This is a genomic window from Dactylosporangium sp. CA-139066, assembly GCF_050936175.1.
GTDB lineage: Bacteria > Actinomycetota > Actinomycetes > Mycobacteriales > Micromonosporaceae > Dactylosporangium.
This window is the reverse complement of record NZ_JBNJNH010000001.1, coordinates 5992819-6008691: the sequence shown is the minus strand read 5'-3', so window position 1 is coordinate 6008691 and position 15873 is coordinate 5992819. Positions and strand designations below refer to the sequence as shown.

The 15873-nt window shown below is 70.4% G+C and carries 14 protein-coding genes and 1 pseudogene; 9 read left to right on the top strand and 6 right to left on the bottom strand.

Translation table 11 applies throughout. The features are described 5' to 3' along the window. The first annotated feature begins 21 nt into the window (after positions 1–21). From ACQEVU_RS27590 to ACQEVU_RS27570, 5 genes and pseudogenes are all read left to right on the top strand, one after another. Positions 22–1161 carry a mandelate racemase/muconate lactonizing enzyme family protein gene (locus ACQEVU_RS27590; protein WP_433328440.1) on the top strand — a complete coding sequence of 380 codons (1140 nt, stop codon included), beginning with the start codon at positions 22–24 and terminating at the stop codon, positions 1159–1161. Between the two features lie 157 nt (positions 1162–1318). Beyond that, positions 1319–1596 (top strand): annotated as a pseudogene (locus ACQEVU_RS27585) (LacI family transcriptional regulator); the annotation flags it as partial. Positions 1597–2151: 555 nt separating this feature from the next. Further along, positions 2152–3495 carry an ABC transporter substrate-binding protein gene (locus ACQEVU_RS27580; protein WP_433328438.1) on the top strand — a complete coding sequence of 448 codons (1344 nt, stop codon included), beginning with the start codon at positions 2152–2154 and terminating at the stop codon, positions 3493–3495. Between the two features lie 149 nt (positions 3496–3644). Continuing rightward, positions 3645–4412: a carbohydrate ABC transporter permease gene (locus ACQEVU_RS27575; RefSeq protein WP_433328436.1), complete on the top strand. Its 768-nt coding sequence runs from the start codon at positions 3645–3647 to the stop codon at positions 4410–4412. After that, positions 4409–5281 (top strand): carbohydrate ABC transporter permease, encoded by an 873-nt coding sequence (locus ACQEVU_RS27570; protein ID WP_433328434.1) that lies wholly within the window; start codon positions 4409–4411, stop codon positions 5279–5281. Before ACQEVU_RS27575 ends, ACQEVU_RS27570 begins: the two co-directional genes overlap by 4 nt. A gap of 76 nt (positions 5282–5357) precedes the next feature. Here the strand turns inward: ACQEVU_RS27570 and ACQEVU_RS27565 are convergent, their stop codons facing one another. The 3 genes from ACQEVU_RS27565 to ACQEVU_RS27555 are packed head-to-tail and all read right to left on the bottom strand — an operon-like array spanning position 5358 to position 7962. After that, entirely contained in the window at positions 5358–5531 is a 174-nt protein-coding gene (locus tag ACQEVU_RS27565; RefSeq protein WP_433328432.1) for a CstA-like transporter-associated (seleno)protein, read from the bottom strand. Then, entirely contained in the window at positions 5528–7699 is a 2172-nt protein-coding gene (locus ACQEVU_RS27560) for a carbon starvation CstA family protein (RefSeq protein WP_433328430.1), read from the bottom strand. The genes ACQEVU_RS27565 and ACQEVU_RS27560 overlap by 4 nt, the downstream gene beginning before the upstream one ends. Next, the gene (locus tag ACQEVU_RS27555) at positions 7696–7962 is read right to left on the bottom strand and encodes a DUF3311 domain-containing protein (RefSeq protein ID WP_433328428.1); all 267 of its coding nucleotides are present in this window, start codon (positions 7960–7962) and stop codon (positions 7696–7698) included. The genes ACQEVU_RS27560 and ACQEVU_RS27555 overlap by 4 nt, the downstream gene beginning before the upstream one ends. A gap of 137 nt (positions 7963–8099) precedes the next feature. Between ACQEVU_RS27555 and ACQEVU_RS27550 the strand changes: the two genes are divergently transcribed. From ACQEVU_RS27550 to ACQEVU_RS27535, 4 genes are all read left to right on the top strand, one after another. Beyond that, the gene (locus tag ACQEVU_RS27550) at positions 8100–9617 is read left to right on the top strand and encodes a sodium:solute symporter family protein (protein ID WP_433335108.1); all 1518 of its coding nucleotides are present in this window, start codon (positions 8100–8102) and stop codon (positions 9615–9617) included. Then, entirely contained in the window at positions 9614–10192 is a 579-nt protein-coding gene (locus tag ACQEVU_RS27545; RefSeq protein ID WP_433328426.1) for a SigE family RNA polymerase sigma factor, read from the top strand. Before ACQEVU_RS27550 ends, ACQEVU_RS27545 begins: the two co-directional genes overlap by 4 nt. Beyond that, on the top strand, positions 10189–10533 hold the full coding sequence (locus ACQEVU_RS27540; RefSeq protein ID WP_433328424.1) for a hypothetical protein: 345 nt from the start codon (positions 10189–10191) through the stop codon (positions 10531–10533). The genes ACQEVU_RS27545 and ACQEVU_RS27540 overlap by 4 nt, the downstream gene beginning before the upstream one ends. 287 nt (positions 10534–10820) lie before the next feature. Next, on the top strand, positions 10821–11921 hold the full coding sequence (locus tag ACQEVU_RS27535) for a hypothetical protein (RefSeq protein ID WP_433328422.1): 1101 nt from the start codon (positions 10821–10823) through the stop codon (positions 11919–11921). A gap of 98 nt (positions 11922–12019) precedes the next feature. Here ACQEVU_RS27535 and ACQEVU_RS27530 read toward each other — a convergent pair whose 3' ends face one another. From ACQEVU_RS27530 to ACQEVU_RS27520, 3 genes are all read right to left on the bottom strand, one after another. Continuing rightward, complete coding sequence (locus ACQEVU_RS27530; RefSeq protein ID WP_433328420.1) at positions 12020–13627, bottom strand: cellulase family glycosylhydrolase; 1608 nt, start codon at positions 13625–13627, stop codon at positions 12020–12022. Between the two features lie 473 nt (positions 13628–14100). Continuing rightward, positions 14101–14919 (bottom strand): ABC transporter permease, encoded by an 819-nt coding sequence (locus ACQEVU_RS27525; protein ID WP_433328418.1) that lies wholly within the window; start codon positions 14917–14919, stop codon positions 14101–14103. Continuing rightward, entirely contained in the window at positions 14916–15860 is a 945-nt protein-coding gene (locus ACQEVU_RS27520) for an ATP-binding cassette domain-containing protein (protein WP_433328416.1), read from the bottom strand. The genes ACQEVU_RS27525 and ACQEVU_RS27520 overlap by 4 nt, the downstream gene beginning before the upstream one ends. Positions 15861–15873: the final 13 nt, after the last annotated feature.

Genomic DNA, 15873 nt, shown 5'->3' with positions numbered 1-15873 from the left:
TAGGCGAACGGTGAGTTGAACATGAAGATCGCGGGCGTACGGGCATACCCCGTCGGGCTGCCCCTCGAGGAGGAGCTGCGGTGGGGTGCGATGGCGGTGACCACCAAGGGCGGCATCATCGTCGAGGTGAGCACCAGCGATGGGTTGGTGGGAATCGGCGAGGCCGGCTTCTCGGCCGAGTACTTCCCGACCGTCGGCCCGCTGATCAACGGGCAGCTCGGTCCGATGATCACCGGTCGCGACCCCCGGGACATCGGCGCACTGTGGCACGACATGATGCGAGCGACGCACATGTGGGGCCGCCGGGGCGTCGAGACGTACGCGCTGAGCGGCATCGACATCGCCCTGTGGGACCTGCTCGGCAAGATCACCGGGCAGCCGGTCCACCGGCTGCTCGGGACGTCGCAGCACTCGGTGCGGGCCTACTTCGCCCCGTCGTTGAAGCCGGTCGACCAGGCCGTCGCCGAGGCCCGGGAGGCGGTGGCCGCCGGCTACACGGCGATCAAGCTGCGGGTGGACGGTGACCTGTCCCGGGCGATCCGGCTCGTCGAGGCGGTGCGGTCCGCGGTCGGCGCGGACGTCGACCTGATGGTCGACGCCAACATGGCCTACGAGCGCAGGGGCGCCCTGGCGCTCGCCAAGGAGCTGCACAACCTGCAGGTGGCCTGGCTCGAAGAGCCCATCATGTCGCGCAGCCTGTCGCAGTACGTGTCGAGCCACTCGTGGCTGGCGGACCGGATCGACATCCCGCTGGCCGGCGGCGAGTCGCTGCTGACCCGGTACGAGTACATCGATCTGATGGCGAACCTGCCGTTCGACATCATCCAGCCGGACGCCGCCAGCGTCGGCGGCGTCTCCGAGCTCAAGCGGATCGCGGACATGGCCAGCGCCTGGAACCTGCGGTGCGTCCCGCACATCGGCTGCTCGTCGGGGACCGGCATCGGCATCCACGCCGGTCTGCAGGTCATCCTCAGCTGCGACAACGCGCCGCTCATCGAGTTCGACGCCTACGGCGGGCTGGGCTGGGAGGGCTTCCTCGTCAACCCGCCCGTGGTCACCGACGGCCGCGTCTGGGGCAGCGAGGAGCCCGGAATCGGCGCGCGTATCGCTGACGGCGCGGCCGAACGCTACCGTGTCGGCTTCGAGGGCATGACCGCGTAAACCGCTCGCGCGGTCCGGTCCGCGCGGTCACCACGGCGAGGGCGTCCGCGACTCCCGGGCCGCTCGAGGACGTCCGATCAGACGTCGCCGGGGCGGCAATGGGACTACGCCGCTTCGAGCCGGTGGACCTCGACCTTGCCGAGGTCGAGGTCCACCGCTGCCATCGCGCCGCCGATGTGGCGCGGCGTGGGAGCGCCGCGAACGGGAGGCGGGCTACGCGGCGTCGAGCGTGCCGGGGTGGCGCAAGGTGCTGCACCTGATGCTCGGCGACGCCATGGCGGCCGGGCTGATCGCGACGAACCCGGCCGCGCGGCGCCGGGGCCGGGGCCGCCGGGCGGGCCGCTCGCGGCATCGGGCGCCGGAAAGGCGGTGACGACCGCGCTCGGCTTCCTGCGCATGGCCGAGCGCGCGGCGCCGCTGTCGGGCCGGGACGACACAGCGGCCAAGTTCGGCCAGCTCGCCCTCGGGCTCGGCGCGTTCGCCGTCGTCGTCGCCGCGATCCTGTTCGTCGCCGGCCGCCTCGACGGCCCGCGCGGCGACCGGCGGGTGGCCTGGCTGTTCCTCGCCCCGGCTGTCGGCGGCCTCGCCGTCGCCGTCGTCTACCCGGCGGTGCGCACCATCATCGCCTCGTTCTCCGACGCCCACGGCGAACGGTTGGTCGGCCTCGCCAACTACGCGACCGTCTTCGGATCCGCCGACCAGCTGCTCGTCGCGGCCGGCGGCACCCCGCGGCAGTGGCTCATCACCCCGCCGCTCAACACCCTGCTGCTCGTCGTCGTGGTCTCGATGTCCACCGCGATCCGCGACCTGGACGCCGTCTCCCTGCACCTGGGCCACCGCGTCCGCGGCGGCCTCGTCCGCGACGCCCTACTCTGAGGGCTGGCGATGTAAACGATTCGCCGGGCACAGCAACAGATGGAGGTGATATTCCCTAGCGTGCCATCCAAAGGGTTGACCAGACGCCGCCTTGTGAGTGGCGCTGCGGCGACCGTGCTGGCGTTCGCCTCCGGCTGTGCTCATGAAGACGACGACGGCTCCGGTGCCGGCGTGCTCGCCGGCGCACCTCAGGAGGAGTTCACACCGCCGACCGGGAAGCTGTCCGGATCGCTGCGGATCCTTGCCTGGAGCCATTTCGTGCCGACGTACGACCGTTGGTTCGACGACTTCGTCCGCCGGTGGGCGGGGCGGGTCGGCGTCGACGTCAGCATTGACCACATCGATCTGAGTCAGATCACGACCAGGGTGGCGGCCGAAATATACGCCGCTCAGGGCCACGACCTCATCCAGCACGTGGCGCCGTTGCCGCAGTTCGAGCCCGCCGTACTGGACCTGAGCGATCTCGTCAGGGAAGCCAACCGGCGGTGGGGGCCGCAGGCGGACCTGTGTCGGCAGTCGAGCTTCAATCCGACGACGAACCGGTACTTCGCCTACGCACCGGGTTGGGTCCCGGATCCCGGCAACTTCCGGCGCTCGATGTGGTCGGCGGTCGGCCTGCCCGATGGACCGGCAAGCTGGGACGAGCTGTTACGCGGCGGGGCCGAGATCCGCCGGGCCGGCGGCGTCCAGCTCGGCCTGGGGATGTCGCAGGAGCTCGACTCCAACATGGTCGGGTGGTCGCTGTTGTGGTCGTTTGGATCCTCCGTACAGAACGCCGATGGACGGGTCACGCTCAATGGGCCCGAGGCCGTCGCGGCGGTGGAGTTCATGACGCGGCTGTACCGCCAGGCCATGACCGACGAGGTGTTCTCGTGGATTCCCAGCTCCAACAACCAGGGGATGGTCGCCGGTCGGCTGTCGTACATCAGCAACTCGATCTCTGCCTGGCGCGCCGCGCAGCGCAACACTCCTGCGGTCGCGCGCGACATCGAGTTCGTGCCGGCGTTGGGCGGGCCGGCGGGTGCGTTGGCCGCGCACCACCTCGTGCACAACTGGGTCATCCCGAAGTACGCCGCCGGAGCGGCCGCCGGTCAAGAGTTCCTGTTGCATTACACCGCCAACTTCGCGGCCGCCACGTACTCGTCCATGCTGTACGACCTGTGCGCTTGGCCCGGCCGCACGCCAGAGCTGGCAGCCTGGCTGCGGCGCGACCCGTTCGGCGCCAGTCCGCCGGACAAGCTGGCGCTGCTCGCGGGCGCCGCCAAGTGGAGCGTCGGCCTTGGCCACCCGGGCACGGCGAACGCCGCCACCGGTGAGATAGTCAGTAGCTTCGTCATTCCCAACATGTTCGCCCGCGCGGCGCGAGGCGAGGTCAGCGCCGCAACCGCGGTCGCCGACGCGGCGGCTCAGGCCCGGTCCATCTACGCCAAATGGCAGACCCGGGGTCTGGTGGCCTGATGGGAAGTCACACGTTCGCGCAACGTCGCCGCCGCATCCGCGAGCGCGACACCGCGCTTGCCATGCTATTCGTCGTACCGACCGCCGGCTACGTCCTTGCCTTCATCCTCGGGCCGGTCGTCCTGGCCGTCGCCTACGCACTCTCCGACGTGACCGTTGCCGACCCGAGCTTCGACTGGGTTGGCCTGGCCAACATCGACGTCGTCCTGGCCGACTCCGTGTTCTGGCGATCGCTGCTGAACACGTTCGTCATCACCGCAGGAACGACCTCACTGGCCGTGGCCGGCGGCAATGTGCTGGCTCGACTCATGCTGGCTCGCGTGTACGGGCGCTGGCTGGTCCGCCTCTGTGTGCTGCTGCCCTGGGTCACTCCGGTCACCATTTCGGCGGTATCGTGGCTGTGGCTGCTCAACTCGGTCTACTCGCCCCTGGACTGGGCCGGACGGCAGCTGGGCCTGCTCGGCGCGGCTGAGAGCGCCAACTGGCTGGGCCGGCCTTCGACGGCCGTGGCGGCGGTCGTTGCGGTGCAGGCGTGGCGGCTCACCCCGCTCGCCGCCGTGATCATCATGGCCGGGCTCGTCGCGATCCCGCGCAACATCCATGAAGCGGCACGTATCGACGGCGCGGGTCGCTGGATGCGGGCCCGCTTCATGACGGTACCGCTGACCGCCCCGATCGTCGCGGTCGCAGCGTTGTTCTGCGCGGTCTTCACGTTCGGCGACATGGCGGTCGTGCGGATACTGACCGATGGCGGCCCGAACCGCTCCACTGAAATGCTTGCCACGCTTGCGTTCGGCAAAGCCATCGACGGCGGCGACGTGGGTCAGGGCGCCGCGGTGGCGCTGTTCCTGCTGCCCGTGCTGCTCGCGGCCACGCTGGCTATCGTCGGCCTGGTACGTCGGATGGTGGCCCGGTGATCCCCGCGGAGCGCACCGCACGAGCGCGGCGGCGGCAACGGCTCGGCACCATAGCCGTGCACGCGGCGGCGTACACCGCAGCGCTGCTGGGCGCGGGGCCGTTCTTGTGGAGCACCCTCACCGCCGTGAAGCTCAACCGGGACCTGTACGACCCGGCGCACAGCCCTCTGTGGTTCAACGCTCCACCGACCGCAGACCACCTTGTCCATCTGTTGCGGCACACCGCATTCCCGACGTTCGCGCGGAACACGCTGTGGATCAGTACCCTCGTGGTGGCGGGCACCCTCGTGCTCGCCACGCCCGCCGGTTACGCGCTGGCGCGGCTGCGGCGGCCTTGGGCCGGTCGCCTCGGCATGCTCATCTTCCTCACCTATCTGGTCCCGCCCAGCGTCCTGTTCCCGCCGCTGTCGCGGCTCGTCGCCGCCGCCGGGCTGCAGGACTCGGACTGGGCGTTGGTGCTGATCTATCCGACCATGACCATACCGGTTTCTGTCTGGCTGCTGATGGGATTCTTCAGCGCGATTCCGGCGCGGTTGGAGGAGCAGGCGATGGCGGACGGCTGCACCCGTTTCGCCGCGTTTCGCTGGGTTGCGCTGCCGCTGGTGGCGCCGGGGCTGGTGGCCGTCATGGTGCTCAGTTTCGTGCTGTGCATGGGCGAGTATCTCTACGCGACGGCGTTCGTTGCCCGCACCGCCGGGAAGGTGGTCTCGACCGGAGTCCCCACCGAGCTGATCGGCGGTGATCTCTTCTACTGGCAGTCCCTGCAGGGTGCCGTTGTGCTGGTCGTGGTGCCCGTCGCCGTCGTGTTCAACCTGCTGCTCAAGCGGTTCGTTGCGGGATTCACCGCAGGTTCGGTCGCCGTGGGATGAGGCAGGGCGCCGGCTACCGCCGTCGCGGCCGGCCGGGTTGCTGAGAACCCGGCCGGCCGCGATGGCGAACCATCTTTCAGCAGCAGCGCACGGTGGTGCGGTTTTTCAGCCGCTCGAACTCCCGGCGGGTCAGCGGGGCTTGCGCCGTGCGGTGTTTGTGGTGGTGCGCGAGGTAGTGGTCGTAGCCGGTCTCGCCGGCCAGTTCGCGCAGGTACCACCAGAGCCGTGCCAGTAGGTGCCGCCGGTTCATCGGTTGCTGTTGCCGTCGATGGCCGCCGCGACGACGAGTTCCCGGCGCTCGCCGGCCTTGGTGAAGAGGCCGGCGGGCACGGCGATCTCCGATTCCACGAAGGGCGCCTCCGTCGTCGGTACTTCCCGGCCCCGGATGATCGCCTGCAGGCATACCCGGGCTCCGTCGACGATGACGATGATGATCAGGACCGCGAGGAGCACCGCCAGGACGCCCTGGACCGTGGAGTTGGTGACGACCTGCTGCATCTGGTCGAGGTTCTTGGCGGGTGCGAGCACCTTGCCCTGCTCGAGTGCATCGGCGAAGCGCTGGCGCTGGGCGAAGAAGCCCATCTTCGGGTCGGTGGAGAAGATCTTCTGGTAGCTGGCGGTCATTGTCACCGCCGTGACCCAGGCCATCGGGATGGCGGTGACCCAGGCCCATTTGAGCCGGCCGCTCTTGACCAGGATGACGGTGACAATGGCCAGCGCCGCGGCGGCGAGCAGCTGGTTGGCGATGCCGAACAGCGGGTAGAGCTGGTTGATGCCGCCGAGTGGGTTGGTGACGCCGGTGTAGAGGAAGTAGCCCCATGCGCCGACGACGGCCGCGCTGGTCGCCCACACGCCGGGCAGCCAGCTGACCCGGCCGATCGGCTTCCAGATGTTGCCCAGCGTGTCCTGGAGCATGAACCGGCCGACCCGGGTTCCGGCGTCGACCGTGGTCAGGATGAACAGCGCCTCGAACATGATCGCGAAGTGGTACCAGAACGCCTTCACCGCCGTACCGCCGAGGAATCCGGAGAAGATCTCGGAGATCCCCACCGCGAGGGTGGGCGCGCCGCCGGTACGCGACACCAGTGTCGGCTCACCGACGGCCGCGGAGGCGGCCTGCAGGCTGTCGGGCGTGACGGTGAACCCGAGGTTGGTCACCGCGGTCGCGGCGCTCTGGAACGTCGCGCCGACCACGCCACCGGGCGAGTTCATCGCGTAGTACAGCCCCGGGTCCAGCAGCGACGCGGCGATGATGGCCATGACCGCGACGAAGGACTCCATGAGCATGGCGCCGTAGCCGACGAGCCGGACCTGGGACTCCTTCTGGATCATCTTCGGCGTGGTGCCCGAGGACATCAGCGCGTGGAACCCGGACAGCGCTCCGCAGGTGATCGTGATGAAGGCGAACGGGAACAGCCCCCCGACGAAGACCGGGCCGTTGCCGTTCGAGGCGAACTTGGTGATCGCCTCGTTCTGCAGGGACGGATTGGTCACGAGCACGCCGATCGCGAGCAGCGCGATCGTGCCGATCTTCATGAACGTCGAGAGGTAGTCGCGTGGTGTCAGGAGCATCCACACCGGCAGGATCGAGGCGATGAAGCCGTAGCCGATGAGGCAGAACACCAGCGTTTCGGGCTTGAGGGTGAACGCACCCGCCCAGCTCGAGTTCTGCACCCAGCCGCCCGCGGCGATGGCGAAGACCAGCAGGGCGACGCCGATCACGCTGGTCTCCACGACGCGGCCCGGTCTGAGTACCCGCATGTAGAAGCCCATGAACAGGGCGATCGGAATGGTCATGGCGATGGAGAAGGTGCCCCAGGGCGACTTCGCCAGCGCGTTGACCACGACGAGCGCGAGGACACCGAGCAGAATAATCATGATCGAGAAGACCGCGACGAGGGCCGCGGTGCCGCCGACCCGGCCGATCTCGTCGCGAGCCATTTGGCCCAGGCTCTTCCCGTCGCGGCGCATGGACAGGAACATGACCACCATGTCCTGCACGGCCCCGGCGAAGACGACACCGACAATGATCCAGAGGGTCCCGGGCAGGTAGCCCAACTGCGCGGCCAGGATCGGCCCGACCAGCGGCCCGGCGCCCGCGATCGCGGCGAAGTGGTGGCCCAGCAGCACGCGGCGGTCGGTGACGTGGTAGTCGATGCCGTTGTCCAGCCGCTCCGCGGGCGTGGCCCGCCGGTCGTCGACCTTGAGCACGCGCCGGGCGATGAACCGCGCGTAGAACCGGTAGGCGATCGCGTACGAGCACAGCGCCGCGAACACCAGCCAGATCGCCGAGATGTGCTCGCCGCGGGCCAGAGCGACGACTCCCCAGGCGACCGCGCCGACAATCGACACGGCCGTCCAGATCACGATGGACCGCACGCCCGGGCGGGCCCGGGTCGCCGGAGTGAAGATGCTCATGCATGCTCTCCAGGGTGAGGGTGTCCGCCTGGACGCGTCCCCGGCGCACGGACCCCACGGTCCGCGCGCTTCAGTAGCAGATAACTGGCGGTCATCAGCGCCATGCTGAGGAAGATCCAGGCGAACTGGAACCAGTAGAAGAAGGGCAGCCCTGCCAGCCGTGGCGTGGTCCGCGCGTACAGCGGAACGCAGAGGATAGCCACGAGCGGCAGGGCCAGGCCGGTGTACGCAGCGACCCTGATCGCCTTGCGGAATCTCGCCACCCCAGCCTCCGGAACAGTCGTCGACGATGCCTGAATGTTGCGCACCCATGTCGCGCGGTTTACCGCCCGATTGCCTCTTGTTTCGTGTCAACCGATCCGGAAGCCTGCGCAACATACGAAGGACTGAGAGGGTGCCCATGGTCGAATCCGCCAGCACCGCCGCCTTCACGCTGGTCGTCGCCGGCACGTCGCTGCTCGCGATCGCCGCGCGGCGCTTCCGGGTGCGCGACGAGCTGCCCACGCTCGACGACTGGGCGCTGGCGGGGCGGCAGTTCGGGCCCGTGCTTACCTGGTTCCTGCTCGGCGGCACGATCTACACGGCCTACACGTACGCCGCGGTACCAGGTCTGGTGTACGGCGTCGGGGCGCTGGGGTTCTTCGCGCTCGCGTACACGGTGATCGTCTACCCGCTGGCCTTCGTGCTCCTGCCGAGGCTGTGGCAGGTGGCGAGGGACAACGGCCACACGACGGTGGCCGACTACGTGCGAGCCCGCTACGACTCACCGCTGCTCGCGCTCGTGGTGGCGCTCACCGGGATCCTCGCGACCATGCCGTACATCGCCCTGCAGCTGCTCGGCATCCGCGCGGTCCTGGTCGCCGGAGGCCTCTACCCCGACGGGCTCGCGGGCGACCTCACGCTGGTCGCGGTGTTCGCGGTACTGGCCGGCGCCACGTACCGCAGCGGGCTGCGCGCGCCGACCGTCATCTCCCTGGCCAAGGGAGTCCTGGTCGGCACCACGGTCGTCGGCGTCGTCGTGCTCGTGCTCGACCGGCTCGGGGGACCGCAAGCCGTGTTCCGCGCCGCCGGGGACGCCATCACCGCGCGCGGCGTACCGGAGGCCTCCTTGACCCTCACCCCCTCGCTCTACACCGCCTACGCCACGCTGGCGCTCGGCTCGGCGCTCGCGCTGCTCATGTACCCGCACGTCCTGACCGCATCCTTCGCCGCGTCCAGCGGTGACCGGCTCCGCAAGGCGATCGTCGGGCTACCGGCGTGGACCGCCGTGCTGGGCCTCTTCGCGCTGCTCGGCGTCGCCGCGCTCGCCGCCGGCGTACAGGCCCGGCCCGGCAACGCCGAGGCGGCCGTGCCGCTGATGGTGCGGGAACTGACCTCACCGGCTGCCGCCGGCCTCGTGTTCGGCGCGCTCGCGGTGGGCGCGCTGGTGCCTGCCGCGGTGATGTCGGTCGGCGCGGCGGCGCTGTTCGTCCGCAACGTCTACGTCGAGTACTTCCACCCGACCGCGACGCCGAAGCACCAGGCCCACGTCGCCCGCGCGGTGTCGCTGGTGGCGAAGTTCGGCGCGCTGGCGTTCGTCTTCGGCCTGCCGGACCAGGACTCGATCAACCTGCAGCTGCTCGGCGGGGTGTGGATCCTGCAGACGTTCCCCACGGTGGCGCTCGGGCTGTTCACCCGCTGGCCGCACCGCGGCGCACTGCTCGTCGGCTGGCTCGTCGGCATGGTCGCGGGGACCGTATTGCTCGCCTCCGGCGGCTTCTCCTCGGTTGTCTCGTTCGGCGGCGTGCAGGTGTACGTCGCGCTCGCCGCACTGGTGCTCAACCTCGCCGTCGCGGCCGCGCTGACCCCCGCGCTGGACCGGCTCGGCGTCGCCCGGGAAGTCGGCAACGGTACCGCCACGGGAGCGGTGGTTCCGTGACACAACAGGTCTCGTCACGCCCGCTGGCACCGGCCGCCGACCCGGCGCCGGCCGGGCTCGGCCCCGCCGGCGGTAACCTCGCCGATCTGGAACGCGAGGCCGCACTGGCCAGGCTCTTCGACGCCAACCACACCCCGCTGCTGCGCCTGGCGGTGCTGCTCGGCGCGGAGGGCGACGCCGAGGACATTGTCTCGGAGGCGTTCTACGAGCTCTACCGGCGATGGCACCGGTTACGCAGTCACGACGCCGCCCTGAGCTACGTGCGCGCCGTCGTGTGCAACCTCGTCCGGATGCGCGTACGCCGGCTTCAGGTGGCGCGCAGGCACGCGGAGCAGGTGATCGAGTCGGTCGGGTCGGCCGAGGCCGAGGTGCTGCTGCGCGACGACCAGCGCGCCCTGGTGGAGGCGATCAAGCGGCTGCCGAGCCGGCAACGGGAAGCGCTGGTGCTGCGGTACTGGCTGGATCTGCGAGAATCGGAGATAGCCGCAGCAATGGGCATATCGGCCGGCGCGGTCAAGTCACACACGTCGCGGGGCATGGCCACGCTCACGCGGTTACTGGAGGAGCGGAGATGAGTGGCGTTCCATCCGGCCGGGTACCGCGCCGGACACCCGCGACCGGTTCGGCCGCGGACCCGGGAATCGCCGAGGAGCAGCTCCGCGATGTGTTCGACGCGCTTGCGACCTCGATCCACGGCGCGTCGGACCGCTACCCGGCCGCCCTGGCCGACTGGAGGCGCCGGGAACGGCGGCGGCGGATCGTGCTGGCGATCCTCGCCGCGGTGATCTTCGCGGTGGCCGACATCATCGGACTGTGGGCGCTCAGCCGCGCCGACGTCAATATCCACATCATCTTCGACGACCGGCCGGGCAGCAGCACCGAGGCACCTCGGGGCGGCATCGGGCCGCCCCCGTAGCCGGCGCTGCGCCGTTGGACCCCGACGCGAGGTTGGAGCTGTTGCCAGTGTACCGCCGCCAACGACGCTGAAGAATCGGTCGTGCGGCCCTGTTGACCTGCGCAAACTTCTTCTACGGTGACCGTTCGTCGGTGTGACGGCGAACGGGGAGGTCTCCGCTGAACGGCAACGAGACGTCGGTCAACCACCGGGACGAAACCACCAGGGCACGCCTCACCGGGCTGGCCCGCAACCCGGCCATTCCCGCGGAGCTGCTGCGGCGGCTCGTCGACGTGGGGTGGCCCGAAATGCGTAACGCCCTGCTGTTCCGCGAGGACTGGACCGACGAGCAGGTCGAGGCGCTCGTCGGGCATCCCAGCGAAGACGTGCGACGGCTGCTGGCCGAGGCGCCCTTCCTCGGGCCCGAGCAGCGGGCCCGGCTGGTCGAGGATCCGGCGTCGAGCGTGCTGGCCGCGCTCGCGTTCGGGCCCGAGTGGTTCTGGTGGCCGCTGCGGCCGGGGATGCCCCGCTGGGCGTACGAGCGGCTGCTCGAGCGGGCCCCGGGGCTGCGGGTGTGCATGTGGGACAACGGGTGGGCGCCGGAGGATCTGCGGGGGCGGTCGACGCCGGAAGAGGAACCGGCGGACGAGGAGCCGGTGGGAGACGTCAGCGAGGCCGTGGCGCTGGCCGACGACGAGCACGAAGGCAACCGCGCCCACGCCGCCACCGATCCGCGGCTGCCCGCCGAGATCGTCGCGCGGCTGGCGGTGGACCCCTCGGAGCTGGTGCGGATGGTCGTGGCGATGCGGCGCGAGCTCACCGAGGAGCAGCGGGCGGCCATCGACTACCGCGTCGAGCCCTGGGATCGGATCGCCCCCGCCCGGTGGGCCGCGCGGACCCGCGACCGGGAGGAGCAGCGGCGGTGCGTGTACTCGGCGCACATCGGGCTGCGCCGCAGCGTCGCCGGGAATCCGCACCTGGCGCCGGACCTGGTCGCGGTGCTCGCCGGCGATGCGGACTTCGCGGTCCGGCTGCTGCTGTGCGAGGGGCAGCGGGACGTGCCGGGCGACACCGTCCTCGAAACCTACCTGGAGGCCCGGACGATGATCACCCGGGGACGGCTGCTGGATCATCCCAGCTTCCGGCGCGCCGGGCTGGCCCGGCTGGCGGACGCGCCGGAGGCCCAGGCCCGGGCGCTGGCGCGGCTCGATCCCGACGCCCCGCCGGAGCTGATCGAGCGGCTCAGCCGCGATCCGGTGGCCGGGGTCCGCAAGACGGCGGCCGCCGATCCGCGGCTGTCGCTCGAGCGGGTGCTGGAGCTGTTCGACGATCCGTCGACGACGGGCGGGGCGGCCGCCAACCCGCGCCTGCCGGTGGAGCTCATGCGGCGGATCGTGGACGACGCCTGAACGCCCGATCGGGCCGGACCGTGCACCGTCCGGCCCGATCGGGGGGCAGAACCACTCCGGCTTCCGCGCACCGGGTCACGGTGTCGGCGGCCGGGGGTTCAGCTGCAGGTGGAGCCGTTGAGCTTGAAACCGGTGGGGGCGGCGGCGTTGCCGGTGTGGCTGGCCTGGTAGCCGATGGTGGCGGAGCCGCCGGGGGCGAGATTGCCGTTGTAACTGGCGTTGGTCGCGGTCACCGTGCCGCTGGTCGGGGAGTAGGTAGCGTTCCAGCCGCCGGTGATGGTCTGCCCGGCGGGCAGGGTGAAGACGAGGCTCCAGCCGTTGATGGCGGTGCTGCCGGTGTTGGTGATGGTGATGCTGTTGGTCAGGCCGGTGTTCCACGCGTTGACCGCGTTGACGACCCGGCAGGTGCCGGTACCGCCCGGGCTGCTCGTCGAGGTCGTGGGCGACGGCGAGCCGGGCGTCTTGCTCGGGGACGGCGTGACGGGCGGGGTGGTGGGGGACGTGCCGCCGGCGGCGGTCATGATGGCGCTGATGATGCCCTGCTGGGTCACGGTGTTGGAACTGCGGTTGAACAGGCCGAACCCGTACTGGCCGTTGTAGCCGTTGTCCCAGTAGGCGCTCGCCCCGCCGTACTTCTTCGCGGTGGCGACCAGTGCCTTGGCGAAGTTCGCGCGGTAGGTGTTGTTCGCCGGGTCGGCGGACGTTTTGTCGATCGAGCCGTACTCACCGACGAAGAACGGATAGCCCTTGGTGACGAAGGTGTCGTACATCTTCTTCAGCGTGGAGTCCATGTAGTCTTCCTGGCCCCAGGTCGACTTCTTGGCCGAGTTGGTCGCGGCCGCACCCCACTGCGTGATGTTGCCGTCCTCCTGGCCCGTGAAATCCCACGGGTCGTAGTAGTGCACGGAGATCATGAGTCGCTGCTCGCCGCTGGGGATGGAGGACGACCGGTAGGCGTCGGTGGGCAGCGAGAAGCCGTAGCTGCCCGTCGTGTACTCGATATTGGTGTTCCAGCCCGGGATGAGCAGCCATCGCGAGGCGTTGGTGCCGCCGGTCTTCCGGACGGTGTCGACGAAGATCTGGTTGTAGGCGACGATGTTCGAGTAGCACGGCTGGGTGGGGTTGCCGTACTGCCCGTCGAACTCCTCGTTCATCGACTCGAAGATCAGGTGATCGTTGTAGCTCGCGAACTTCGTCGCGACCTGCTGCCAGACCTTCTGGTACTTGGCCTTGATCGTGGTCTGGTCCGATGCGTCGCAGATCAGCCAGGAACCGGTCACGCTCTTGTAGCCGTCGCCGTGCATGTTGATCAGCACGTACAGGCCGGAGTTGTAGGCGTAGTTGACGACCTCCTGGATCCGGTTCAGCCAGGCCGAGTCGACGGTGTAGTTCGGGGCGGCCCCGATCTTTCCCAGGTACGAGATGGGGATGCGGATCGTCTTGAAGCCCGATGCCTTCACCCGGTCGATGAGGGCCTGGGTGATGACCGGGTTGCCCCAGGCCGTCTCGCTGGGAATGCCGTTGGCGTTGGCCTCCAGCTGATTGCCGAGGTTCCACCCGGCGCCCATGTCGGCGACCAGCTGGGGAGCGGTCAGCTGCGCCGCGGCGTTGGCCGCGGGTGCCCTCGTCACGCCGTACACGGCTCCGGCGAGGGCCAGGGTGGCGGCAACGACTGCGAGCCCGGCCCTCCTGACTGTCGAACTCATGAGGTTTCCTCTCGTACGGTCTCGAGCGCCGGACGTGGCGGCGTCTCCGGTCCGAACCTGGCGAGGAGTGTTGCCACGGGCGCGGCGGGTGTCAATCGACGCGCTTCGACGAACATGTTCGGCGGGCCGGCGCAGGCCGCGGAGCAGCCGGTTTGCCGGCGACGGCCGCAAACCGGCTCTGCATCTTTCGGCCGCGGTCGATGATCTTTACTCGCCGCGACTGAGGTGCCCGGCGAGACACTGGATGCGGTCTAGGCCGTGGCGGAGGACCGTGCGGCGGACCTACGTTGGTTGGCTGGCCTGCGGGTTCGCCTCCGCCAAAGCCATCGGCTACACAGAGCGATGGTTGGCCACTCCGTGGCGCCCGGAAGCCGAAGCGGCCACCCGGACGCCCACCCGGGAACTGGCCGCCGCCGTCGTGCGCGGCGGCCTCGGCGAACCCTGATCGGCACCACCGCGGCGCCGGTCACGGCTCACAGCCTGCGGTACGCGCGCAGCGCCACCGCGCCGCCCACGGCCGTGAGCAGCGCGCACCAGCCCAGCGAGGCCAGGACGTAGAAGCCGGCGTCGTGGCTGACGAAGTGGGCGGTCATCGCCTTGCCCTGGATCAGCACCCGCAGGGTGTCGTTGAAGACCGTGACGGGCTGGTTGCGGGCGAACGGCCGCAGCCAGCCCGGCAGGCTCGCGACCGGGATGAAGGCGCTGGAGACGAAGAGGAAGAGGAAGAACGGCGGCGTGAGCGCCTGGACGGTCTCGGGGTTGCGGGTGCTCAGGCCGATGGCAGCGAAGAGGGTGAACAGGGCGACGTTCACGGCGAGCAGGACCGCGAAGCCCGCCAGCACGGCGAGCCCGCCGCCGTGGAACCGGAACCCGAGCGCCAGCCCGGTGGCGAGCGTCAGCAGGGTGGCCACCGCGTTCAGCAGCAGGTCGGCCAGTGCCCGCCCGGCCAGCACCGACGACCGCGGGGTCGGCAGCGACCGGAAGCGGTCCAGGACCCCGCTCGTGGCGTCCTGGGCCAGCCCGGCGGCGCTGGTGAACCCGCCGAAGATGAGGTTCTGCACCAGCATCGCCGGCACTACGTAGTCGATGTAGCTGGTGCCGGGCACCGGGATCGCCCCGCCGAACACGTATCGGAACAGGGTGAGGAACAGGATCGGCGAGGTGAGGGCGGCGATCGCGGTCTGCGGGGTCCGCGCGACGCGCAGCAGTTGCCGGCGGGCGACGGCGAGCGGATCGGTGAACAGCGCCGACAGCGGCAGCCGGCCGCGGTACGGCAGATCGGAAGTGGTCATCGGTGCTCGCTTTCGGGCCGGTTGCCGGTCAGGGCGAGGTAGACGTCCTGCAGGGTCGGCCGGTGCACGGCGATGTCCGCGACCGCGATGTCCGCGTCGTCGAGGAGCCGGACCGCTGCCGCCAGCCCGGCACTGCCGCCGCGCACCGGGGCGGTGATCACGCCCGCCTCCGGGTCGGCCTCCGGGGGCGCCGTGGCGATGGGTGCGAGCCGGCGCACCGCCTCGCCGAGCAGGGCACGGTCGGCCAGGGTGACCGCGATGCGCTCGTCGCCCAGCCGGGCCTTCAGCTGCGCGCCGGTGCCGCTCGCGATGACGGTACCGTGATCGAACACGACGATCGCATCGGCGAGGTGGTCGGCCTCGTCGAGCTGCTGCGTGGTCAGCAGCACCGTGGTGCCCTCCCGCACCAGCCCCCGGATCCGCGACCACAGATCCAGGCGGGCGGCCGGGTCGAGGCCGGTGCTGGGCTCGTCCAGCAGCAGGACCGCCGGCTGCCCCACGAGGCTCGCGCCCAGGTCGAGCCGGCGCCGCATGCCGCCCGAGTACGTCCGCGCCGGCCGGTCCGCGGCCTCGGCCAGGCCGAGCTGGTCGAGGACGTCGGCGGTGCGGCGGCGGGCGTCGCGGCGGCCCAGCCGGTAGAGCCGGCCGACGATCTCCAGGTTCTCCCGCCCGGTCAGCGTCTCGTCGACGGCGGCGTGCTGACCGGCCAGGCCGATCAGCCGGCGTACCGCCACCGGGTGCGCCGCCACGTCGAAGCCGCCGACGACGGCCCGACCGGCGTCCGGCCGGACCAGCGTCGCCAGGACGCGCACCAGGGTCGTCTTCCCCGCGCCGTTGTGCCCGAGCAGCCCCAGGACCGTCCCGCGCTCGACGGCGAGGTCCACGCCGGCCAGCGCCCGGACCCGGCCGAAGCGCTTGCGGAGCGACTCGACCTCGATCATCGACACCACGGCC

Excerpts from the sequence above, each read along its gene's own strand:
- ACQEVU_RS27590 (WP_433328440.1), top strand. The coding sequence starts at position 22 with ATGAAGATCGCGGGCGTACGGGCATACCCCGTCGGGCTGCCCCTCGAG.
- ACQEVU_RS27565 (WP_433328432.1), bottom strand. The coding sequence starts at position 5,531 with ATGAACCGGCGGCACCTACTGGCACGGCTCTGGTGGTACCTGCGCGAA.
- ACQEVU_RS27560 (WP_433328430.1), bottom strand. The coding sequence starts at position 7,699 with ATGAGCATCTTCACTCCGGCGACCCGGGCCCGCCCGGGCGTGCGGTCC.
- ACQEVU_RS27550 (WP_433335108.1), top strand. The coding sequence starts at position 8,100 with ATGGTCGAATCCGCCAGCACCGCCGCCTTCACGCTGGTCGTCGCCGGC.
- ACQEVU_RS27540 (WP_433328424.1), top strand. The coding sequence starts at position 10,189 with ATGAGTGGCGTTCCATCCGGCCGGGTACCGCGCCGGACACCCGCGACC.
- ACQEVU_RS27535 (WP_433328422.1), top strand. The coding sequence starts at position 10,821 with ATGCGTAACGCCCTGCTGTTCCGCGAGGACTGGACCGACGAGCAGGTC.
- ACQEVU_RS27530 (WP_433328420.1), bottom strand. The coding sequence starts at position 13,627 with ATGAGTTCGACAGTCAGGAGGGCCGGGCTCGCAGTCGTTGCCGCCACC.
- ACQEVU_RS27525 (WP_433328418.1), bottom strand. The coding sequence starts at position 14,919 with ATGACCACTTCCGATCTGCCGTACCGCGGCCGGCTGCCGCTGTCGGCG.
- ACQEVU_RS27520 (WP_433328416.1), bottom strand. The coding sequence starts at position 15,860 with ATGATCGAGGTCGAGTCGCTCCGCAAGCGCTTCGGCCGGGTCCGGGCG.